The sequence below is a fragment of the Pseudomonas sp. LBUM1663 genome, assembly GCF_059695905.1.
Window position 1 is genome coordinate 6,300,403 of record NZ_CP166792.1, and the last position, 21,056, is coordinate 6,321,458.

At 59.1% G+C, this 21,056-nt stretch carries 20 protein-coding genes; 3 read left to right on the plus strand and 17 right to left on the minus strand.

Going from position 1 to position 21,056, the window contains the following annotated elements; translation table 11 throughout:
* Window positions 1–82 precede the first annotated feature (82 nt).
* The gene (locus ACA075_RS28915; RefSeq protein ID WP_497296533.1) at window positions 83–1,048 is read right to left on the minus strand and encodes a GlxA family transcriptional regulator; all 966 of its coding nucleotides are present in this window, start codon (window positions 1,046–1,048) and stop codon (window positions 83–85) included.
* A 336-nt stretch (window positions 1,049–1,384) separates the two neighbouring features.
* Between ACA075_RS28915 and ACA075_RS28920 the strand changes: the two genes are divergently transcribed.
* The gene (locus ACA075_RS28920) at window positions 1,385–2,026 is read left to right on the plus strand and encodes an HD domain-containing protein (protein ID WP_219095013.1); all 642 of its coding nucleotides are present in this window, start codon (window positions 1,385–1,387) and stop codon (window positions 2,024–2,026) included.
* A gap of 139 nt (window positions 2,027–2,165) precedes the next feature.
* On the opposite strand, the gene ACA075_RS28925 is transcribed toward ACA075_RS28920, so the two are convergent.
* From ACA075_RS28925 to ACA075_RS28960, 8 genes are all read right to left on the minus strand, one after another.
* The gene (locus ACA075_RS28925; protein ID WP_497296534.1) at window positions 2,166–3,056 is read right to left on the minus strand and encodes an ABC transporter permease subunit; all 891 of its coding nucleotides are present in this window, start codon (window positions 3,054–3,056) and stop codon (window positions 2,166–2,168) included.
* Window positions 3,053–3,973, minus strand: a complete 921-nt coding sequence (locus tag ACA075_RS28930) for an ABC transporter permease subunit (RefSeq protein ID WP_497296535.1) — start codon at window positions 3,971–3,973, stop codon at window positions 3,053–3,055. The genes ACA075_RS28925 and ACA075_RS28930 overlap by 4 nt, the downstream gene beginning before the upstream one ends.
* Entirely contained in the window at window positions 3,970–5,112 is a 1,143-nt protein-coding gene (locus ACA075_RS28935) for an ABC transporter ATP-binding protein (protein WP_219095011.1), read from the minus strand. The genes ACA075_RS28930 and ACA075_RS28935 overlap by 4 nt, the downstream gene beginning before the upstream one ends.
* Before the next feature lie 73 nt (window positions 5,113–5,185).
* On the minus strand, window positions 5,186–6,283 hold the full coding sequence (locus ACA075_RS28940) for a polyamine ABC transporter substrate-binding protein (RefSeq protein WP_497296536.1): 1,098 nt from the start codon (window positions 6,281–6,283) through the stop codon (window positions 5,186–5,188).
* A 188-nt stretch (window positions 6,284–6,471) separates the two neighbouring features.
* Window positions 6,472–7,584, minus strand: coding sequence for a polyamine ABC transporter substrate-binding protein (locus ACA075_RS28945; RefSeq protein ID WP_219095010.1), 1,113 nt, complete (start codon window positions 7,582–7,584; stop codon window positions 6,472–6,474).
* A 170-nt stretch (window positions 7,585–7,754) separates the two neighbouring features.
* Window positions 7,755–9,119 (minus strand): aspartate aminotransferase family protein, encoded by a 1,365-nt coding sequence (locus tag ACA075_RS28950; protein WP_497296537.1) that lies wholly within the window; start codon window positions 9,117–9,119, stop codon window positions 7,755–7,757.
* 58 nt (window positions 9,120–9,177) lie between these two features.
* Entirely contained in the window at window positions 9,178–10,536 is a 1,359-nt protein-coding gene (locus ACA075_RS28955) for a glutamine synthetase family protein (protein ID WP_461977656.1), read from the minus strand.
* Window positions 10,537–10,573: 37 nt separating this feature from the next.
* Window positions 10,574–10,954 carry a gamma-glutamyl-gamma-aminobutyrate hydrolase family protein gene (locus tag ACA075_RS28960; protein WP_497296538.1) on the minus strand — a complete coding sequence of 127 codons (381 nt, stop codon included), beginning with the start codon at window positions 10,952–10,954 and terminating at the stop codon, window positions 10,574–10,576.
* A gap of 278 nt (window positions 10,955–11,232) precedes the next feature.
* Here ACA075_RS28960 and ACA075_RS28965 point away from each other — a divergent pair, with 278 nt between their 5' ends.
* Together ACA075_RS28965 and ACA075_RS28970 are read left to right on the plus strand one after the other, a co-directional pair.
* Window positions 11,233–12,609, plus strand: a complete 1,377-nt coding sequence (locus ACA075_RS28965) for a glutamine synthetase family protein (RefSeq protein WP_109635714.1) — start codon at window positions 11,233–11,235, stop codon at window positions 12,607–12,609.
* Between the two features lie 286 nt (window positions 12,610–12,895).
* Window positions 12,896–13,534, plus strand: coding sequence for a TetR/AcrR family transcriptional regulator (locus ACA075_RS28970; protein WP_497296539.1), 639 nt, complete (start codon window positions 12,896–12,898; stop codon window positions 13,532–13,534).
* A 188-nt stretch (window positions 13,535–13,722) separates the two neighbouring features.
* On the opposite strand, the gene ACA075_RS28975 is transcribed toward ACA075_RS28970, so the two are convergent.
* The 8 genes from ACA075_RS28975 to ACA075_RS29010 all read right to left on the minus strand — a co-directional run bounded on the left by ACA075_RS28975 (window position 13,723) and on the right by ACA075_RS29010 (window position 21,025).
* Complete coding sequence (locus ACA075_RS28975) at window positions 13,723–13,938, minus strand: TOBE domain-containing protein (protein ID WP_003229256.1); 216 nt, start codon at window positions 13,936–13,938, stop codon at window positions 13,723–13,725.
* A gap of 31 nt (window positions 13,939–13,969) precedes the next feature.
* Complete coding sequence (gene ssuB, locus ACA075_RS28980; RefSeq protein ID WP_109635717.1) at window positions 13,970–14,776, minus strand: aliphatic sulfonates ABC transporter ATP-binding protein; 807 nt, start codon at window positions 14,774–14,776, stop codon at window positions 13,970–13,972.
* Window positions 14,773–15,555, minus strand: a complete 783-nt coding sequence (gene ssuC / locus ACA075_RS28985) for an aliphatic sulfonate ABC transporter permease SsuC (protein ID WP_219095005.1) — start codon at window positions 15,553–15,555, stop codon at window positions 14,773–14,775. Before ssuC ends, ssuB begins: the two co-directional genes overlap by 4 nt.
* Before the next feature lie 8 nt (window positions 15,556–15,563).
* On the minus strand, window positions 15,564–16,712 hold the full coding sequence (gene ssuD, locus ACA075_RS28990) for an FMNH2-dependent alkanesulfonate monooxygenase (protein ID WP_497296540.1): 1,149 nt from the start codon (window positions 16,710–16,712) through the stop codon (window positions 15,564–15,566).
* Between the two features lie 25 nt (window positions 16,713–16,737).
* Window positions 16,738–17,703, minus strand: a complete 966-nt coding sequence (locus ACA075_RS28995) for a sulfonate ABC transporter substrate-binding protein (RefSeq protein ID WP_497296541.1) — start codon at window positions 17,701–17,703, stop codon at window positions 16,738–16,740.
* A gap of 101 nt (window positions 17,704–17,804) precedes the next feature.
* Window positions 17,805–18,398 (minus strand): NADPH-dependent FMN reductase, encoded by a 594-nt coding sequence (gene ssuE / locus ACA075_RS29000; protein WP_403107610.1) that lies wholly within the window; start codon window positions 18,396–18,398, stop codon window positions 17,805–17,807.
* A gap of 316 nt (window positions 18,399–18,714) precedes the next feature.
* Window positions 18,715–19,353, minus strand: coding sequence for a peroxiredoxin (locus tag ACA075_RS29005; protein ID WP_497296542.1), 639 nt, complete (start codon window positions 19,351–19,353; stop codon window positions 18,715–18,717).
* Window positions 19,354–19,645: 292 nt separating this feature from the next.
* Window positions 19,646–21,025 (minus strand): OprD family porin, encoded by a 1,380-nt coding sequence (locus ACA075_RS29010; RefSeq protein WP_497296543.1) that lies wholly within the window; start codon window positions 21,023–21,025, stop codon window positions 19,646–19,648.
* Between the last annotated feature and the right edge of the window lie 31 nt (window positions 21,026–21,056).

The window sequence follows — 21,056 nt, forward strand, 5'->3', positions numbered from 1 at the left end:
ACAGTGGTCCTGTGCTCGCAGACCCATTGTGGGAGCTAGCCTGCTAGCGATGAGGCCCGCAAGAACAATGCATATTCATGGCTCAAACCATCGCCGCAAAATTCAACCTGAACTGCTGCGGCGTCACCCCCAACCGGCGACTGAACACCGTGCGCATGTGCTGGGCATCGCGAAACCCGCACTGATACGCCACTGTCTTGAGCGGTGAATGGGTGCTTTCAAGCAGCACCCGCGCCGCGTCCACCCTCGCCCGTTCGACGAATTCCGCCGGGGTGATTTTCGCTTCCTTGGCGAACACCCGGGAAAAGTTGCGGGCGCTCATGTTGGCCGCGTTGGCCAGATCGGCAATGGCCAGGTCGCCGGTAAGGTTGGCCAGGACGTAGAGCTGCACCAGCGCCACCGCCGATGTCGGTTCGGCATGGGGTGTGAGGAACGGGCTGAACTGCGATTGCCCGCCCGAGCGCTGGGTGAACACCACCAGCCGCTTGGCCACGCTTAAGGCCACTTCCGGTCCGTGGTCCCGGGCCAAGAGGTACAACGACAAATCGATCCCCGCCGTGACGCCGGCCGAGGTGAAGAGTTCGCCGTCCTGCACGTACAGGCGATCGGCATCGACCTGAGTGGACGGGCACATCCTCGCCAACGCCGCGGCATCGTCCCAGTGGGTGGTGACGGTCCGTCCCTCGAGCAATCCGGCCCGGGCCAGCATGAACGCGCCGTTGCAGATCGAGCCAAACCGTTGCGCCCGAGCACAGGCATCGCGCAACCAGGCATCGAAGGCCGCGCCAAACTCCAGGAACGGCAACTGCGGCCCGCCGGCCACCAGCAGCAAGTCATAAGCCTCCAGCGCTTCGCTGAAATGCCGATGGGCATTGAGCGACAAACCGTTGGAGCACGCCATCATCCCGCGCTCGACACCGATGACCTCCAAGCGGTAATGGTCATGCGGTTCGAGGAAACGATTGGCTTCGGAAAACACATCCATGGGGCCGGTGACGTCCAGCGACTGGACGCCTGCGAATACCACGATGGCAACGGTTTTTTGCATGGTTCGATTGCCTCTACGGATCACACTGACCTGTGGCGAGGGAGCTTGCTCCCGCTGGAGTGCGCAGCACTCCCATTCCTGTCACCACTGTTTGCCTGGTGTAATTGAGTTGGAGGTTTTGGGGCCGCTTCGCAGCCCAGCGGGAGCAAGCTCCCTCGCCACAAAAGCGTATTCGCCGGGAGCAACCCTAGCCAATCCGGGCGCAACAAGCGAGGTTGGCGCGATATACATGCTCATTGGCCGGGATCGCAGCCATGGATCGATTGTCCAGTCCGGGAGTCGGGAACAGACTTGCTCCATCAGCGCCGCCACGGCGTTCCCCACGAGGAAAGCACCATGAGCAGCATCATTGCCGGTATCAAAATCCCCGACAGCGCGTTGGCCAAGGCCACCACTGAATACATTCGCGACGCCGAGTCCGACTTGCTTTACCACCACTCGCGCCGGGTGTTTCTGTTCGGCGCCTTGAGCGGTGAGCGCAAGCAGTTGGCCTACGATCCGGAAATGCTCTACGTCGGCGCCATGTTCCATGACCTAGGCCTGGTGGAAGGTCATCGCACGGACAACGAGCGCTTCGAAGTCGATAGCGCCAACGCCGCCAAAGCGTTCCTCAAGCCGTATGGGTTGTCGGATGGCGATATCGAGCAAGTGTGGCTGTCGATCGCCCTGCACACCACGCCGGGCGTGCCGCAACACCTGCGGCCTAACGTGGCATTGGTCACGGCCGGTGTGGAAATGGATGTGCTGGGTATCGATTACGCCGCGTTTCCCACCGTGCAGCGGGAAGCGGTGGTGCATGCGCATCCACGGGGCGAGGGGTTCAAGGAATGCATCCTGTGTGCGTTCGCCAATGGCTTCAAACACAAACCGGACACCACGTTCGGCACGGTGAACGCGGATGTGCTGGTGGACAGCGAGCCGGGGTTCAAGCCGATGAACTTCGTCGAGATCATCCGCAAATCCCCTTGGGTTTCCTGACCACCAAAGAACCTGTGGGAGCGAGCTTGCTCGCGATGGCGTCATCACAGTCAACATTGATGTTGAATGTAAGTCCGCTATCGCGAGCAAGCTCGCTCCCACAGGGTGCTAGGTTGGCCACGCATTTGTGGCCAACGCTTTAAGCCGCTTCCGGCGCCGGGGCGCGACGCACGTCCGGTTGTTTCCACGAGTCGGCCGCGCTTTCTTCGATCGCCTGCTGGATCGCACGCTTGCGCGCTTCTTCGGCACGGCGGCTGAAGAACCAGACCAGGAAGGTCATCAGCGAAACCGCCAGCAGAATCAGGCTGGCCACGGCGTTGATCTCGGGTTTAACCCCAAGGCGCACCGCCGAGAACACTTCCATCGGCAGGGTCGTGGAACCGGGGCCCGACACGAAGCTCGCCAACACCAGGTCATCGAGGGACAGGGCGAACGACATCATGCCGCCGGCACCCAGGGATGGCGCGATCATCGGGATGGTGATCAGGAAGAACACTTTCCATGGCCGCGCACCGAGGTCCATGGCCGCCTCTTCGATGGACAGGTCCAGTTCACGCAAGCGCGCCGACACCACCACCGCCACATACGCCGCACAGAACGTGGTGTGAGCGATCCAGATGGTGACGATGCCGCGTTCCTGTGGCCAGCCGATCATCTGCGCCATCGCCACGAACAGCAGCAACAGCGACAGACCGGTGATCACTTCAGGCATCACCAGCGGCGCGGTGACCAGGCCACCGAACAACGTGCGACCCTTGAAGTGGGTGATCCGCGTCAAAACGAACGCCGCCAACGTACCCAGTGCCACCGCCGCCACCGCCGTGTAGCAGGCGATTTCCAGCGAGCGCACCACCGAGCCCATCAGTTGCGTGTTGTCCATTAACCCGACGTACCACTTGATCGACCAGCCGCCCCACACCGTCACCAGTTTGGAGGCGTTGAACGAGTAGATCACCAGGATCAGCATCGGCGCGTAGATGAACAGCAAGCCCGCTATCAGCATGAAACTCGAGAAACGGAAGCGCTTCATTCTTTACCCTCCATTTCCTTGGCCTGACTGCGGTTGAACAGGATGATCGGCACAATCAGGATCAGCAGCATGACCACCGCCAGCGCAGAGGCCACCGGCCAGTCACGGTTGTTGAAGAACTCTTGCCAGAGCACTTTACCGATCATCAGGGTTTCCGGACCGCCGAGCAGTTCCGGGATCACGAACTCACCCACGACCGGAATGAACACCAGCATGCAACCGGCGACGATGCCGTTCTTGGACAGCGGAATGGTGATCTTCCAGAAACTGTTGAACGTGCTCGAACCCAGGTCCGACGCGGCTTCCAGCAGGCTGCTGTCGTGCTTCACCAGGTTGGCGTAGAGCGGCAGGATCATGAACGGCAGGTACGAATAAACCACGCCTATGTACACCGCGAGGTTGGTGTTGAGGATCTGCAGCGGTTCGTCGATCCAGCCCATGGTCATCAGGAAACCGTTGAGCAGGCCGTTGTTGCTGAGGATGCCCATCCACGCATACACGCGGATCAGGATCGCGGTCCAGGTCGGCATCATGATCAGCAGCACCAACACCGTTTGCATCTCTTTACGGGCACTGGCGATGGCATAGGCCATCGGGTAGCCGATCAGCAAACAGAGGATGGTGCTGATCAGCGCCATCTTCAACGAACCGAGGTAAGCGGCGATGTACAACTCGTCGCCGGCCAGCATCGCGTAGTTGCCCAAGTTCAACAGCACCTGGAGCTTCTGGTCGATGAAGCTGTAGATCTCGGTGTACGGCGGAATGGCTACGTCGGCTTCGGCGAAACTGATCTTCAGGACGATGAAGAACGGCAGCATGAAGAACAGGAACAGCCAGATGAACGGAACCCCGATGACCAGCTGGCGGCCACCGGGAATTATTCGATTGAGGCGGCGTTTGAATTTGCGCATGTTCATGAGCGAAGTACCACGCCGCTGTCGTCTTCCCAGTACACGTAAACCTGGTCACCCCAGGTTGGGCGCTGGCCACGGCGCTCGGCGTTAGCGACGAACGACTGGACGATCTTGCCGCTCGGCAGCTCGACGTAGAACACCGAGTGACCGCCGAGGTAGGCGATGTCGTGCACCTTGCCGCTGGACCAGTTGTATTCGCAGGTCGGCATGGTCGGGGTCACCAGCAGTTTTTCCGGACGGATCGCGTAGGTCACGGATTTGTCCTGCACCGAGGTGCTGATGCCATGTCCCACGTAGATCTTCCGGTCGAGGTCCTTGCAGGTGATGATCGCGTGACCCTCGGCGTCATCGATCACTTCACCGTCGAAAATGTTGACGTTGCCGATGAATTCGCAGACCAGGCGGCTGGTCGGGGTTTCGTAGATGTCGATCGGGCTGCCGATCTGGGCGATCCAGCCCAGATGCATGATCGCAATGCGCTCGGCCATGGTCATGGCCTCTTCCTGATCGTGGGTCACCATGACGCAGGTCACGCCGACGCGCTCGATGATCTCGACCAGCTCCAGCTGCATCTGCGAACGCAGCTTCTTGTCCAGCGCACCCATCGGTTCGTCGAGCAGCAACAGCTTCGGCCGCTTCGCCAGGGAACGCGCCAGGGCCACACGCTGACGCTGACCACCGGACAACTGATGCGGCTTGCGCTTGGCGTACTGCGTCATCTGAACCAGCTTGAGCATGTCCGCGACACGGGCATCGACTTCAGCTGCGGGGATTTTGTCCTGCTTGAGGCCAAAGGCGATGTTCTGCGCCACGGTCATGTGCGGGAACAAGGCGTAGGACTGGAACATCATGTTGATCGGCCGCTCGTAAGGCGGCATGTCGGTGATGTCCACGCCATCGAGGAAAATGCGCCCCTCCGTGGGCCGTTCGAAGCCTGCGAGCATGCGCAGCAACGTGGATTTGCCCGATCCCGAACCGCCGAGCAAGGCGAAAATCTCGCCTTTCTTGATTTCCAGGGACACATCGTCCACGGCAATCGTCTCGTCGAACTTCTTCGTGACCCGGTCGATTTTGACCAGCACCTGTTTAGGTGTCTGGTCGCCCTCGAGGGCTTTCTTATAGGCGCCGGAGGCAACTGCCATTTACGAAACTCCCAGAAAAAAAGAGTGCAGTTCGCTCAAGGTGAGCCAACCTTGGATAGTTTGAGCCTTGAAGCTATTTACCCGACTTGACCTTGGTCCAGCTGCGGGTCATCAAACGTTGAATGTTTGGTGGTAACTCGACGGACACGTAGGTCTTGTCGAGGACGGCTTGCGGTGGATAAACCGACTCGTCGGTGCGGATGGACTGTTCCATCAATTTGTCCGAGCCAGGGTTGGGGTTCGCATAGCCAACAGAATCACTGACTTGTGCGATCACCTCGGGTTTCAACAAATAGTTGATGAAGGCGTGGGCCTCTTTGACGTTGCTCGAATCCTTCGGAATCGCAAGCATGTCGAACCACAGCGCACCGCCCTCCTTGGGAATGGTATAGGCCACATTCACGCCTTTGCCGGCTTCGGATGCCCGGGCCTTGGCCTGGAACATGTCACCGGAAAAACCGATGGCGATGCAAATGTCGCCGTTGGCCAGGTCCGCGATGTATTTGGAGGAGTGGAAGTACGTCACGTAAGGGCGCACCGCCAGCAACTTGGCTTCGGCCTTTTTGTAGTCTTCGGGGTTGGTGCTGTTGGCGTTGAGGCCCATGTAGTTGAGGACGGTGGGCATCATTTCATCGGCGGAATCGAGGAACGCCACGCCGCAGCTGTGCAGCTTCTTGATGTTCTCCGGTTCGAATACCGCGCTCCAGGAATCGATCTTGTCGACGCCCAGCACAGCCTTGATCTTGTCGACGTTGTAACCGATGCCATTGGTGCCCCACAGGTAAGGCACGGCGTACTGGTTACCCGGATCGTTTTGCTCAAGACGCTTGAGCAGTACCGGATCGAGGTTGGAATAGTTCGGCAGCTTCGACTTGTCGAGCTTCTGGAAGGCGCCCGCCTTGATCTGCTTGCCGAGGAAGTGGTTGGACGGCACGACTACGTCATAACCGGTACGCCCGGCCAGCAACTTGCCTTCCAGGGTTTCGTTAGAGTCGAAGACGTCGTAAACCGGTTTGATGCCGGTCTCTTTCTGGAAGTCGGCCAGCGTGGTCGGGCCGATGTAGTCCGACCAGTTATAAATATGCACAGTGCCGGCGGCCTGGACACTGACAGCGAGTGTCAGCCCGGCGCCGACCAGCATGGCATTGCGCAACAAAGAAAAAATAGGCAAGTGGAGGTCCTCTAAAATTAGTTGGGCCCAAGTTGCCCCGCGTTACATGACAGTCATGGCTGCCCAGCAACAAAACCGGCGCGCAACTTACCCTCGAAAAACCGTTCCAGCAAAACTTTCTGTCATTTAATTACACCTGTTGCCGTCACCGCGCAGGCGACGGCAACAGGTTGTTGCCTCAAATCGGCTTATTTACCCGATTTAATCTTGGTCCAGCTGCGCGTCATGATCCGCTGGGTCGCGGCCGGCAAGTCAGCAATCGCGTACAGCTTGGCCAACACGTCCGCCGGCGGGTAGATGCCTGGATCGCTGGTGATTTCTTTATCAACCAAAGCGGTGGCGGCCGCGTTACCGTTCGGGAAGCGCACGGCGTTGGTGATTTCAGCCATGATTTCCGGCTTCTGCAGGAAGGTCATGAACTTGTAGGCGCCTTCGACGTTTTCGGCATCTTTAGGGATGGCGACCATGTCGTAGAAGCTGCCGGCACCTTCTTTCGGAATGTTGTAGCTGACTTTCACCTTGTCACCGGCTTCAGCCGCGCGAGACTTGGCCTGGTAGATGTCACCCGAGTAACCCACGGCCACGCAGATGTTGCCGTTGGCCAGGTCGGAGATGTACTTGGACGAGTGGAAGTAGCCCACCGAAGGACGAATCTTCAGGAACAGTGCTTCGGCTTCGGCCAGTTGTTTTTTGTCCTGGCTGTCGGTTGGATAGCCCAGGTAGTGCAACGCCACCGGAATCATCTCGGTTGGCGAATCGAGGAAACTGATACCACACGACTTCAACTTGGCGGCGTTTTCAGGTTTGAACAGCAGGTCCCAGGAATTGGTTGGCGCATCGGCACCCAGTGCAGCCTTGACCTTCTCGGCGTTGAAGCCAATACCAATCGAACCCCACATGTACGGGAAAGCATGTTCGTTGCCCGGGTCGCTCACCGATACCGCTTTGAGCAGGTCGGTGTTCAGGTTTTTCCAGTTAGGCAGCTTGGACTTGTCCAGCTTCTGGTAAACGCCGGCCTTGATCTGCTTGGCCAGGAAGTTGTTCGACGGCACGACGATGTCGTAGCCGGACTTGCCTGCCAGCAACTTGGCTTCCAGGGTTTCGTTACTGTCGAATACGTCGTAGACAACCTTGATGCCGGACTCGGTTTCGAACTTCTTGATGGTGTCCGGTGCGATGTAGTCGGACCAGTTATAGACGTGCAACACCTTGTCGTCCGCCTGAACCGCACCCGCCATTATGCCCATCAGGGACATGGCGAGGAGTGTCTTGCCAGCAAGCTTTTTTCCTAATGCCTTCATGCGTAATGCTCCAAATTTTTTCTTTTTTGAACCACTTTGTTCAGCGGCCGAACCCGGACAACTGGAACCGCGGCTAGTCTGGCAAGATCCGAGGCGGTCTTTCAAGGAAAGGCCTCCCTTTAGAACTGCTCTGAGCGAAAGTTTCATGACTCCCGCCCAGAGCCTAGCACTTAGCCCTGCAACGCACTCAGGGTCAGGTCCAGGCACTTGCGTGCCTTGGTGACCAGCTCATCGATTTCAGCCTTGGTAATCACCAGCGGTGGAGCAATGATCATGGTGTCCCCCACGGCGCGCATGATCAGGCCGTTGTCGAAGCAGAACGTGCGGCAGATCATGCCGACGCCCTTGCCTTCGTAACGCTTGCGAGTGGCCTTGTCCTGAACCAGTTCTATAGCCCCCAACAGACCGACCCCGCGCACTTCCCCCACCAACGGGTGATCGTTCAGTTCCCGTAGACGCTTTTGCAAATAGGGTGCCGTTTCGGCATGAACGCGCTCAATAATTTTTTCTTCGCGCAGGATACGAATGTTTTCCAGTGCCACCGCCGCGGCCACCGGGTGCCCGGAATAGGTGAAACCGTGGTTGAAATCACCGCCTTCGTTGAGCACAGCGACCACTTCGTCACGCACGATCAGGCCACCCATCGGGATGTAGCCGGATGTCAGGCCTTTGGCGATGGTCATCATGTCGGGCTTGAGGTCGTAGAAATCGGAACCGAACCACTCACCGGTACGGCCGAAACCACAGATCACTTCGTCCGCCACGAACAGGATGTCGTACTTGGCGAGGATTTCCTTGATGCGCGGCCAGTAGGTCTCTGGCGGAATGATCACGCCGCCGGCGCCCTGGATCGGCTCGGCAATAAAGGCACCGACGTTGTCCACGCCGATTTCCAGAATCTTCTCTTCCAGCTGATTGGCCGCCCACACACCGAACTCTTCCGGCGTCATGTCGCCGCCTTCGGCGAACCAGTACGGCTGGGCAATGTGGACGATGCCCGGGATCGGCAAGTCGCCTTGTTCGTGCATGTAGGTCATGCCACCCAGGCTCGCGCCGGCCACGGTGGAACCGTGATAGCCGTTCTTGCGACTGATGATGACTTTCTTCTTCGGCTGGCCCTTGATCGCCCAATAGTGGCGGACCATCCGCAGCATGGTGTCGTTGCCTTCGGACCCGGAACCGGTGAAGAACACGTGATTCATGCCCTCCGGCGCTATGTCGGCGATGGCCTTGGCCAGTTCCAGCACCGGCGGGTGAGCGGTCTGGAAGAACAGGTTGTAGTAAGGCAGTTCGCGCATCTGTTTGCTGGCGGCATCGGCCAGTTCATCGCGACCGTAGCCAATCGCAACACACCACAGGCCGGCCATGCCGTCGAGGATCTTGTTGCCTTCGCTGTCCCAGAGGTAAACGCCCTTGGCGCTGGTGATGATCCGCGGGCCTTTCTCTTTCAGCTGCTTGAAGTCGCTGAACGGGGCCAGGTGGTGATCGTTGCTCAGGGTTTGCCATTCACGGGTTTGCGGGTTGTTGCTGGTCATGCGAATTCTCCTAAGATTTCGGTGAAGGGCGCCGCCAAGTGCAGCGGCGCCCGGCGCATCAGACGGCGAAGAGCAGGAATTCCCGCTCCCACGAACTGATCACGCGCTTGAAATTTTCATGCTCGGCCCGCTTGACCGCGACGTAGCCAGTGATGAATTTCTTGCCCAGGTATTTCTCGACGGTCGCGCTGTTTTCCATACGTTCCAGCGCGTCTTCGATGGTCAGTGGCAGGCGCAGGTTGCGGCGTTCATAGCCACGACCCACCACCGGCGCACTCGGGTTCAAGCCTTCGACCATGCCGATGTAACCGCAGAGCAGGCTCGCGGCAATCGCCAGGTACGGGTTGGCGTCAGCGCCCGGCAGGCGGTTTTCCACCCGACGGTTTTGCGGCCCGGCATCCGGAACCCGCAAGCCCACGGTACGGTTCTCTTCGCCCCACTCCACGTTCACCGGCGCCGAGGTGTCGGGCAGGAAGCGGCGGAACGAGTTGACGTTGGGCGCGAACAGCGGCAATAGCTCGGGGATCAGTTTCTGCAAGCCACCGATGTGATGCAGGAACAGTTGGCTCATGGTCCCGTCTTCATTGGAGAAGACGTTCTTGCCGGTTTCGATGTCGATGATGCTCTGGTGCAAGTGCATCGCACTGCCCGGCTCGCCTGTCATGGGCTTGGCCATGAAGGTGGCCGCCACATCGTGCTTGAGCGCCGCTTCGCGCATGGTGCGTTTGAAGATCAGGATCTGGTCGGCCAGGGACAGGGCATCGCCGTGACGGAAGTTGATTTCCATCTGCGCCGTGCCGTCCTCGTGGATCAACGTGTCGAGGTCCAGTTCCTGCAATTCGCACCAGTCGTAGACGTCCTCGAACAGCGGATCGAATTCGTTCGCCGCTTCAATGGAGAACGACTGACGACCGATCTCCGGGCGCCCGGAACGGCCAATCGGCGGTTGCAACGGGTAGTCCGGGTCGTCACTGCGCTTGGTCAGGTAAAACTCCATTTCCGGCGCCACGATCGGCTGCCAGCCCTTGTCGGCATAGAGTTTCAGAACCTTCTTGAGCACGTTTCGTGGCGACAGCTCGATCGGGTTGCCCTGCTTGTCGTAGGTGTCGTGGATCACCTGGGCGGTCGGCTCAATGGACCAGGGCACCAGATAAACCGCGTTCTGGTCGGGCCGGCAGATCATGTCGATGTCGGCCGGGTCGAGCAGTTCGTAATAGATGTCGTCTTCGACATAGTCGCCGGTCACGGTCTGCAACAGAACGCTCTCGGGCAGGCGCATGCCTTTTTCGGCAATGAACTTGTTGGTCGGCGAAATCTTGCCCCGGGTGATCCCGGTCAAGTCGGCGATCATGCATTCGACTTCTGTGATCTTGTGGTCTTTCAACCAATCGGTGAGCTGGTCGAGGTTGTTACTCATAAATGCCTCTTAGGCTGAGTTTCCTGACTCTTATAAGTCAGGCGTTGTTTGACGCATGGGCGTCGCGTGATACAGATTGCCACTGCAATAGCCGCGCACAAGTACCCACTCGGGTAATAGCGTGGGTCAGCGAGAGCGTAGTGGAACGTGCAGAATCATGAGCAGAAGCCGACGCGTTGGTCGGGCTGCCAGGGCGAAACGGTTCTATATTGGAAAGAGAGCCAGTAAAGAGAATGTCGTGCAGACCGTCCAGAATATCGGACGGCGCCAGCAGGTTCGCCGGGGAAGAAAGAGTCGGCGGCACGCCTGTGGCAACGCTTGCCTTGGCGTGGACGCAACAATCGCCACTGATATGATAAGCATGCAGACCGATCTGCCTTGAGCAGATGGCGACGCCGATTAACGGCAGGCGAGACATGAAGCACCCCGGTATTATTGCTGTTATGGGTTTGAATCGAGCTTAGCCTTGTTCATTTTTTTACACAACACCCCCGTAAAAAATACAACACGGCCCGCTCAAGCTCGCGGGCGCCAAAGCGCTCAAAGGCATAAAAACGCCCCAAACTGCCTCAAAAAAGCCCTACGAGCGCTTTTTTAGGGCAAAAAAGGCCTCGCTTGACTTCGGCAGGCCGTTCGGGTTGACTGAAACCCGAAGAGATCAATGATTGATATTTTTAACAACAAAGGTGTTGCATCATGTCGGTACCCCCGCGTGCCGTTCAGCTTAACGAAGCGAACGCGTTCCTTAAGGAACATCCTGAGGTTCTGTACGTTGACCTTCTGATTGCGGATATGAATGGTGTGGTGCGCGGCAAGCGCATTGAACGCACCAGCCTCCACAAGGTTTACGAGAAAGGCATCAACCTGCCGGCCTCTCTATTTGCTCTGGATATCAATGGCTCGACGGTGGAAAGCACCGGCCTGGGCCTGGACATCGGCGATGCTGACCGAATCTGCTATCCAATCCCTGACACCCTGTGCAATGAGCCCTGGCAGAAGCGCCCTACCGCGCAACTGTTGATGACCATGCACGAACTCGAAGGCCAGCCGTTCTTTGCCGACCCGCGAGAAGTGCTGGCCAATGTGGTTCGCAAGTTCGACGAGATGGGCCTGACCATCTGTGCCGCGTTCGAACTGGAGTTCTACCTGATCGACCAGGAGAACGTGAACGGTCGTCCGCAACCGCCACGCTCGCCGGTATCCGGCAAACGCCCGCATTCGACCCAGGTTTACCTGATCGACGACCTCGACGAATATGTCGACTGCCTCCAGGACATTCTGGAAGGTGCGAAGGAGCAAGGCATCCCTGCCGATGCAATCGTCAAGGAAAGTGCCCCGGCGCAGTTCGAAGTGAACCTGCACCACGTGGCCGACCCGATCAAGGCCTGCGACTACGCGGTCCTGCTCAAGCGCCTGATCAAGAACATCGCCTACGACCATGAGATGGACACCACCTTCATGGCCAAGCCTTACCCAGGCCAGGCGGGTAATGGTCTGCACGTGCACATTTCGATTCTTGATAAAGAAGGCAAAAACATTTTTGCCAGCGAGGATCCCGAGCAGAACGCCGCACTGCGTCACGCGATCGGCGGTGTGCTCGAGACCCTACCGGCGCAGATGGCTTTCCTCTGCCCGAACGTCAACTCCTACCGTCGTTTCGGCGCACAGTTCTACGTGCCGAACTCGCCGTGCTGGGGTCTGGACAACCGTACCGTAGCGATCCGCGTTCCAACCGGTGCCGCCGATGCCGTGCGCATCGAACACCGTGTGGCCGGCGCCGATGCCAACCCGTATCTGTTGATGGCTTCGGTCCTGGCGGGCGTGCACCACGGCCTGACCAACAAGATCGAGCCGGGCGCTCCCGTGGAAGGCAACTCCTACGAGCAGAACGAGCAGAGCCTGCCGAACAACCTGCGTGATGCATTGCGCGAGCTGGACGACAGCGAAGTCATGGCCAAGTACATCGATCCGAAGTACATCGATATCTTCGTGGCCTGTAAGGAAAGCGAGCTGGAGGAGTTTGAACACTCCATCTCTGACCTTGAATACAACTGGTACCTGCATACCGTGTAAGCGGTTGCAGTAAAAAGCAAACGCCGCAGGCTGTTAAAAGCCTGCGGCGTTTTTTTATGGCTGAACACCAAACCCTGTGGCGAGGGAGCTTGCTCCCGCTGGGTCGCGAAGCGACCCCAAACCGGTCAATGCGGCGTGCCTGACAGAACCGCATTTCGGATTAAAGGGAGTCCTTCGGCCTCCAGCGGGAGCAAGCTCCCTCGCCACAGGGAATGTAGGCACCACAGGGGAGATGGCACATCTGGCTGCTCTGCGTACAATGCCCCCTGCCCCGCAGGAGACTCCAATGACGCGCACCGCCACCGTTCGCAAACCCCGCGCCCGCAGCCAAGCCCGGATCGATTCGATACTCGATGCCGCCCGCACGCTGCTGGCGGCCGAAGGGGTGGCCAGCCTGTCGATCTACAGCGTCGCCGAACGCGCGGAGATCCCGCCCTCCTCCGTCTACCATTTCTTCGCCAGCGTTCCGGCGCTGCTCGAAGCCTTGACGGCCGACGTCCACGCCGCGTTCCGCGCCTGCCTGCAAGCACCCATCGACCACCACGCCCTCAGCGGCTGGCGCGACCTGTCGAGAATCGTGGAGCAGCGCATGCTCGACATCTACGGCGAAGATGCCGCTGCCCGCCAACTGATCCTGGCCCAGCACGGTTTGACCGAAGTCACCCAGGCCGACCGCCAGCACGACATCGAACTCGGTGACCTGATGCACAAGCTGTTCGATCATCACTTCGAGTTGCCGAAGTTGCCAACCGATGTCGATGTGTTTGCACTGGCGATGGAGCTCGGCGACCGCGTTTATGCGCGTTCGGTGCAGCAGCATGGGCAGATCACGCCGCGCATGGCTGAGGAAGGGATGCGGGTGTTTGATGCGTATCTGGGGCTTTATCTGCCGCCCTACCTGCCGAAACGCGCCGTTTCAGCCTGATCTCTGTGGTGGCTGCGACGGCCTCATCGCGAGCAGGCTCGCTCCCACATTGGATCTTCGTCGAACACAGCATTTGTGTACGGCACAATTCCCTGCTCGCGATGCCCGCACCGCCGAATTCGCTGACTCACACGCATAAAAAACCCCGAAGGGCTCACGTCCTCCGGGGTTGCTCACAGTGCACGCCCTTACAACTTGGCGATCGACACCTCGGTGGATTTCACAAACGCGATCACTTCACTACCAACCACCAGTTCCAGCTCTTTCACTGAACGCGTGGTAATCACCGAAGTAACGATGCCGGAGGCGGTCTGTACGTCGATTTCCGACAGCACGTCGCCCAATACGATTTCCTTGATCGAGCCTTTGAACTGGTTACGAACGTTGATGGCTTTGATAGTCATGATGTTGATTCCTGTCATTGGATAAGGCGGGTTATTGCGCCCAACGCAATTGCGTAGGCAAGGGTGAAACGGGTTCCGGTTCCGGCGGTTGGCCGGGCAGCGCCAGCACGCGATTGAGGACTTCGGTTTCCAGCGCCGCCAGCCGATGGGAGCCGCGCACCCGAGGGCGCGGCAGCTCAACGTGCAGGTCTAGGCCGACTTCGCCCTCTTCGATCAGGATCACCCGATCGGCTATCGCCACCGCTTCGCTGACGTCGTGGGTCACCAGCAACACGGTGAAGCCGTGTTTCTGCCAGAGCCGTTCGATCAGCTGCTGCATTTCAATTCGGGTCAGGGCGTCCAGCGCGCCCAGGGGTTCGTCCAGTAATAGCAATCGCGGTTGGTGGATCAGCGCGCGCGCCAGGGCCACACGTTGCTTCTGGCCACCGGACAGCGCCGCTGGCCACTCATTGGCCCGATCTGCCAGGCCAACCGATTCCAACGCTTCCAGCGCTTGCGGCCGCCAGTTGCCCTTGAGCCCGAGACCCACGTTGTCGATGACCTTCTTCCAGGGCAGCAAACGCGCTTCCTGGAACATCAACCGGGTGTCTTCCCGGGCATCGCTCAGCGGCGCGGAGCCGGCGAGCAATTCACCACCGGTGGGTTTGTCGAGGCCGGCGAGCAAGCGCAGCAAGGTACTTTTGCCACAACCACTGCGACCGACCACGGCGACGAACTGACCGGCCGGTATGTGCAGGTCGATCTCACGCAACACCTGCCGCGAACCAAACGTCTTCTGCAGCTTGCGCACCACCAGCGGAATTCCGCGCAGCAGGCGTGGAGGTTGTTGAGCGGTCATGCGGCACCTCCTTTGGCAACCTGATACGCCGGATGCCAGCGCAACCAGACACGTTCAAGTCCACGGGCCGCGAGGTCGGCAAGCTTGCCCAGCACGGCGTACATCAGGATCGCCAGCACCACCACGTCGGTCTGCAGGAACTCCCGGGCATTCATGGCCAGGTAGCCGATGCCGGAGCTGGCGGAAATGGTTTCCGCCACGATCAGCGTCAGCCACATGAAGCCCAACGCGAAACGCACACCCACCAGAATCGAAGGCAGCGCCCCCGGCAAAATCACTTGGCGGAACAGGCTGAAACCGGACAAGCCATAACTGCGCGACATTTCCACCAACGCCGGGTCGACGTTGCGGATGCCGTGATAGGTGTTGAGGTAGATTGGGAACAACGTGCCCAACGCCACCAGAAAAATCTTCGCTGACTCGTCGATGCCGAACCACAGGATCACCAGCGGAATCAGCGCCAGGTGCGGCACGTTGCGGATCATCTGCACCGAACTGTCGAGCAGGCGTTCGCCCCACTTCGACAGGCCGGTGATGAAGCCCAAGGCCAGGCCGATGCTGCCACCGATGGTGAAGCCCAATGCGGCACGCCAGCCGCTGATCGCCAGATGCGTCCAGATTTCGCCACTGCGCACCAGGCTCACGCCGGCCTCGATGACCGCGATCGGCGCCGGCAGGATCCGTGTCGACAACCAGCCCGCCGACACCGACAACTGCCACACCGCCAGCAGCAACACCGGCAACGCCCAGGGCGCGAGGTTGTGGATAATTCTCTTCATGGGGCGCCTCAGTTCTGGGACGCGGCTTTGGGAAGAATATCGTTGGCGACCATCTCACCGAACGGGCTGACGTAATTGGCGCCCTGGGGCAGCTCCGGACGTTCGATGTCGAGGTGCGGGAACAACAACTCCGCAACCCGGTACGACTCTTCCAGGTGTGGATAACCGGAGAAGATGAAGGTATCGATGCCCAGGTCCGCGTATTCCTTCACGCGGGCGGCCACGGTCGGACCATCTCCTACCAACGCCGTACCGGCACCACCACGCACCAGGCCGACGCCGGCCCACAGGTTGGGGCTGACTTCCAGGTTGTCGCGGCTGCCGCCATGCAGCGCGGCCATGCGTTGCTGACCGACCGAATCGAACCGCGCCAGAGAAGCCTGGGCCCGGGCGATGGTTTCATCATCCAGATGGGAGATCAGCCGATCCGCTGCTTGCCAGGCTTCGTCATTGGTTTCGCGAACGATTACGTGCAAGCGAATACCGAAACGCACGGTGCGTCCCAGCTTCGCCGCTTTGGCACGCACTTGTTCAATTTTCTCGGCAACGGCGGCCGGTGGTTCGCCCCAGGTCAGGACCATTTCCACCTGCTCTGCGGCGAGGTCTTGCGCCGCCTCCGACGAGCCGCCGAAGTACAGCGGCGGACGCGGTTGCTGGATCGACGGATAGAGCAATTTGGCGCCCTTCACGCTGATGTGCTGACCGTCGTAGTCAACGGTTTCGCCTTCCAGCACGCGGCGCCAGATGCGGGTGAATTCCACCGAAGCTTGATAGCGTTCTTCGTGGGTCAGGAACAAACCGTCGCCGGCCAATTCTTCCGGATCACCGCCGGTGACCAGGTTGAACAGCGCACGACCGCCGGACAGACGATCCAGAGTCGCTGCCTGACGCGCGGCCACCGTCGGGGAAATGATCCCGGGGCGCAGCGCGACAAGGAATTTCAAACGCTGGGTCACCGGGATCAGCGATGCCGCCACCAGCCACGAGTCTTCGCAAGACCGACCGGTGGGAATCAACACCCCGCCGAAGCCCAGGCGATCCGCCGCCTGGGCGATTTGTTGCAGGTAACCGTGGTCGACGGCGCGGGCGCCTTCGGCGGTGCCAAGGTAATGGCCGTCGCCGTGGGTAGGCAGAAACCAGAAAATATTGAGGCTCATGGAGTGGTCTCCTTGGGGAATCGAATTACTGCGCTTTGGCAACGACTGCCGGTGGCGTCCAGATCACGTCTTTGATGCTCAACTGTTTCGGAATCAGCTTGAGCTGGTAGAAGCTGTCGGCGATTTTCTGTTGGGCGGCGACCACTTCAGGCGTGAGAAACAGGGCGCCGTAACCCTGGCGCTTCACCGAGGTCAGGGTGATGTCCGCGGGCAGGCCGAGCAGTGGCGAGACTTGTTTGGTCACGTCTTCGGGATTGGCTTTGGACCATTCACCGACGGCGCGCACTTCTTCCACCAGGGTCTTGATCACCTCAGGATTTTTCTGCGCGTAAGGCTTGGTCGCGAGGTAGAACTGATGGTTGTCGACGATGCCCTGGCCGTCGCGCAGGGTGCGCGCTTGCAGTTGCTGTTCGGCGGCGGCCTGGTACGGGTCCCAGATCACCCACGCATCGACGCTGCCACGTTCGAACGCGGCGCGGGCATCGGCCGGCGGCAGGAAGACGGTCTGGATGTCGGTGTATTTGAGGCCGGCGTCTTCCAGTGCGCGGACCAACAAGTAGTGGACGTTGGAGCCTTTGTTCAGGACGACTTTCTTGCCCTTGAGGTCCTGCACCGATTTGATCGGCGAGTCCTTCGGCACCAGGATCGCTTCGCTGTGTGGCGCTGGCGGTTCGTAAGCGACATAGAGCAAATCGGCGCCAGCGGCTTGAGCAAATACTGGCGGGGTTTCGCCGGTAACGCCGAAGTCGATGGAGCCGACATTCAAGCCTTCAAGCAGCTGCGGGCCGCCGGGAAACTCAGTCCATTGCACGTCCACACCTTGGGCGGCGAGGCGTTTTTCGAGGGTGCCTTTGGCTTTGAGCAGCACTAGGGTGCCGTACTTTTGATAACCGATCCGAAGCGTCTCGGCCTGAGCTTGAGTAATGGCGCCGAAGGTGACAGCCGCTGCAAACAGAGCGACCAGACCACGACGCAAAATGACAGTGCGCATGGCGCTCTCCTTTTTGCAGTTGGGTTTTGGCTGCACCTGCTTGCCCGTTAGCGGGCGAGTAAGGCCAGTACATCAATTTCAGGTGTGACTTAAGTGCTGACTTAAATGCTCCAGCGAGCACTCAACAAACGTTCATTCAACAGGTTCGGATCGAGCGGCTTCGGCCGTCGGGCCATGGCGCTGAAAAACAATTCCAGCGATTCATTCAGTCGTTGTTCCAGCTCTGGCGCCAACTGCGCCTGGGCGCTGCCTTCGCCGTAAGCGATCTGGCTGTCTACCGCGAAAATCCCGTGGAGCATTTCCTGGGCTTTCAACGCCGACAGCACAGGCTTGAGCGCGTAATCCACCGCCAGCATGTGGGCGATACTGCCGCCGGTAGCCATGGGCAAAACCACTTTGTGGTCCAACGCGCGCTCCGGCAGCAGGTCCAGCACGGTTTTCAGCGCGCCGGAAAACGACGCCTTGTAGACCGGGGTGGCGATCAACAGGCCGTCGGCATTTTCAATCTGTTGCAGCAGGTCGATCACCTTCGGGCTGTCGAAGCGTGCATGCAGCAAGTCTTCGGCCGGGAAGTCCCGTACCTGGTAACTCACCACTTCCACACCTTGCTCCTGCAACCAGCGTTGGGAGCGCTCCAGCAGCACCCCGGAACGGGAGCGTTGGCTGGGACTACCACCGAGTGAGACGACCAGCATTCAGGCGATTCCTTGAACGGTGTTGGCGGTTCGCGGTTTGCGATCTCGCTGTGATGGAGATGACCTTAACAGGTGATTGTTATATCCATAAATCATATTTATTCATTTGGTTATGCATTTTGGAGATATAGAAAAACGCTTCCTGCGGGCGAAAAAAAGGCCGTCGAAACGGCCTGAAATCCCCTGCTTTATGGATTCTGCGGTGTCTGTCAGTCCGCCATCGCGAGCAGGCTCGCTCCCACATTGGAATGCGGTCAACTGTGGGAGCGAGCCTGCTCGCGATGGCGATACCAGCCGCGCCAAAAATGCTGATGACTTACCTGTTGGGCTGCGGCGTCAGGCGCAGGTACGGTTTCACCGAGCGATAACCCTTGGGAAAGCGTTTCTTGATTTCGTCTTCGTCCTTGAGCGACGGCACGATCACCACTTCATCACCGTCCTGCCAGTTGGCCGGGGTGGCCACCTTGTAGTTGTCGGTGAGTTGCAGCGAGTCAATCACCCGCAGGATCTCGTGGAAATTGCGCCCGGTACTCGCCGGGTAGGTGACGGTCAACCTTACCTTTTTGTTCGGGTCGATCACGAACAGCGAGCGCACGGTCAGGGTGTCATTGGCGTTCGGGTGGATCAGGTCGTAGAGGTCGGAGACCTTGCGGTCCGCGTCGGCCAGGATCGGGAAGTTGACGAGGGTGTTCTGGGTTTCATTGATGTCCTCGATCCACCTGTGGTGCGAGTCCACCGGGTCCACGGACAGAGCGATGGCTTTCACACCGCGATTGGCAAACTCATCCTTGAGTTTTGCAGTGAAGCCCAGTTCGGTGGTGCACACCGGCGTGAAGTCCGCCGGATGGGAAAACAGCACGCCCCAGCTATCGCCCAGCCATTCGTGGAAACGGAGGGTGCCGGCGCTGGAATCCTGTTCGAAGTCGGGGGCGATATCGCCCAGTCTGAGGCTCATGGTGCTGCTCCTGGTGAGTGCTTGTTGAGCTCAACTGTGCCTGTGTTCCTTATGGATTAAAAAGAATAAATATCGATTTATTTAGATCATAAGTGAATATTAAATATCTGTTCACTGGACCTGCGCGAGCATCAGGACGAACATCGCCCACAAGGTTCGAGAAGGCCTTGAGTGGCTGCAAAGAGGGAATTTTCACGGCGGGATTACGGGGGTGACCCCGCCTTGAAAACGCAAAAGCCCCGCCCGGCGAGATGCCGGGCGGGGCTTTTTTTCAGCGGTTACGCGAGCGCTATTACAACAGCGGGATCGAGTAGCTGACGATCAGACGGTTTTCGTCCTGGTCGCGTTGGCCTGGGACGTCGTTGCGCCACATGGCGTTTTTCCAGGTGAGGCCCAGGTTTTTCAGTGGGCCGCTCTGGACTACATAGGCCAGGGTCAGGTCGCGTTCCCACTCGGAACGGCCGGAACCGGCCACTGCGGTGCTGGAGCTGCTGATGGTGTCGATGTTGTCACCGCGCAGGTAAACGATGCCAGCAGTAGCGCCTGGCAAGCCAACCTTGGCGAAGTCATACGAGTAGCGAGCTTGCCAGGTACGTTCGCCGGCGCGGGCGAACTTGGCGATCTGGCTATCGGTAGTCAGGTAAGCCGACGAGCCGTCACCCTGGTTCAGCCAAGGGAAATCGCTGCTGCCGTTGCTGACCTGGTAACCGCCACCGAAGGTGTGACCAGCAACGGTGTACAGGAACAGGCCGCTGTAAAGGTTGTTGTCAACTTTGCCCCGGCCAGCGCGGAAGCCCTGATAGTTACCGGAGCTGAAATAAGTCGAATCGTGGCCGTTGGCACCATCGTCAGAGCTGTTGAAGTAACGCAAGTCAGACTTCAGCACACCTGGACCGATCGACCAGTTGTGAACCAGACCCAGGAAGTGTTGCTTGTAGAAGTCTTCCAGGTTGCCGTAGTAGTACTGGGCAGTCAGATCTTTGGTGATCTTGTAGTCGCCACCACCGTAGATGAACTTGTTGCTGTCACGGCCGGAAGCAGTACGACCATTAGCACCAGCGATCGACAACTCTTCATTGTTGCTGGAGTTACGGCCCTTGACGTGCTCGATCTGACCACCGATCAGTGTCAGGTCCTTGATCTCGTTCGAAGTGATCTGACCGCCCTGGAAGGTTTGCGGCAGCAGACGACCGTCGTTGGTCACGATCACCGGCAGTTTTGGCTGCAGGGTGCCCAATTTCAGTTCGGTCTGGGAAATCTTGGCTTTAGCAGTCAGGCCCAGGCTGGAGAAGTTATCAACTGCTTCGCCGTTGGACTTGCTTGGAAATACAGTACCGCCATAAGAACCATAGTTCGTGGCGGTTGCAGGGCTCGCACCATTAGTGCCGCCGCCCGAATCCAGACGCACACCCAGCAGGCCGATAGCATCGATACCGAAGCCGACAGTGCCTTGGGTGTAGCCGGAGATAAAGCGCAGGTCGAAGCCTTGACCCCATTCTTCGTTCTTGTTCTGAGCGCCAGCAGCTTTGGTGCCCGAATCACGGTTATCGTTATTGATGTAGAAGTTACGCAGACCCAGAGTGGCCTTGCTGTCTTCGATGAAACCGGCGGCGCCTGCCTGCTGCGCCAAAACCCCTACGGCCACAGCCAGGGCCAAGGTGGACTTGTTCATTTGTTTCGCTCCTATCGTTTCTAATCTTGTG

Excerpts from the sequence above, each read along its gene's own strand:
- ACA075_RS28975 (WP_003229256.1), bottom strand. The coding sequence starts at position 13,938 with ATGACTATCAAAGCCATCAACGTTCGTAACCAGTTCAAAGGCTCGATC.
- ssuB (WP_109635717.1), bottom strand. The coding sequence starts at position 14,776 with ATGACCGCTCAACAACCTCCACGCCTGCTGCGCGGAATTCCGCTGGTG.
- ACA075_RS28995 (WP_497296541.1), bottom strand. The coding sequence starts at position 17,703 with ATGCGCACTGTCATTTTGCGTCGTGGTCTGGTCGCTCTGTTTGCAGCG.
- ACA075_RS28950 (WP_497296537.1), bottom strand. The coding sequence starts at position 9,119 with ATGACCAGCAACAACCCGCAAACCCGTGAATGGCAAACCCTGAGCAAC.
- ACA075_RS28915 (WP_497296533.1), bottom strand. The coding sequence starts at position 1,048 with ATGCAAAAAACCGTTGCCATCGTGGTATTCGCAGGCGTCCAGTCGCTG.
- ACA075_RS29010 (WP_497296543.1), bottom strand. The coding sequence starts at position 21,025 with ATGAACAAGTCCACCTTGGCCCTGGCTGTGGCCGTAGGGGTTTTGGCG.
- ACA075_RS28970 (WP_497296539.1), top strand. The coding sequence starts at position 12,896 with ATGACGCGCACCGCCACCGTTCGCAAACCCCGCGCCCGCAGCCAAGCC.
- ssuE (WP_403107610.1), bottom strand. The coding sequence starts at position 18,398 with ATGCTGGTCGTCTCACTCGGTGGTAGTCCCAGCCAACGCTCCCGTTCC.
- ACA075_RS28955 (WP_461977656.1), bottom strand. The coding sequence starts at position 10,536 with ATGAGTAACAACCTCGACCAGCTCACCGATTGGTTGAAAGACCACAAG.
- ACA075_RS28930 (WP_497296535.1), bottom strand. The coding sequence starts at position 3,973 with ATGAACATGCGCAAATTCAAACGCCGCCTCAATCGAATAATTCCCGGT.
- ACA075_RS29005 (WP_497296542.1), bottom strand. The coding sequence starts at position 19,353 with ATGAGCCTCAGACTGGGCGATATCGCCCCCGACTTCGAACAGGATTCC.
- ACA075_RS28925 (WP_497296534.1), bottom strand. The coding sequence starts at position 3,056 with ATGAAGCGCTTCCGTTTCTCGAGTTTCATGCTGATAGCGGGCTTGCTG.
- ssuD (WP_497296540.1), bottom strand. The coding sequence starts at position 16,712 with ATGAGCCTCAATATTTTCTGGTTTCTGCCTACCCACGGCGACGGCCAT.
- ACA075_RS28935 (WP_219095011.1), bottom strand. The coding sequence starts at position 5,112 with ATGGCAGTTGCCTCCGGCGCCTATAAGAAAGCCCTCGAGGGCGACCAG.
- ACA075_RS28960 (WP_497296538.1), bottom strand. The coding sequence starts at position 10,954 with ATGTCTCGCCTGCCGTTAATCGGCGTCGCCATCTGCTCAAGGCAGATC.
- ACA075_RS28945 (WP_219095010.1), bottom strand. The coding sequence starts at position 7,584 with ATGAAGGCATTAGGAAAAAAGCTTGCTGGCAAGACACTCCTCGCCATG.
- ssuC (WP_219095005.1), bottom strand. The coding sequence starts at position 15,555 with ATGAAGAGAATTATCCACAACCTCGCGCCCTGGGCGTTGCCGGTGTTG.
- ACA075_RS28920 (WP_219095013.1), top strand. The coding sequence starts at position 1,385 with ATGAGCAGCATCATTGCCGGTATCAAAATCCCCGACAGCGCGTTGGCC.
- ACA075_RS28965 (WP_109635714.1), top strand. The coding sequence starts at position 11,233 with ATGTCGGTACCCCCGCGTGCCGTTCAGCTTAACGAAGCGAACGCGTTC.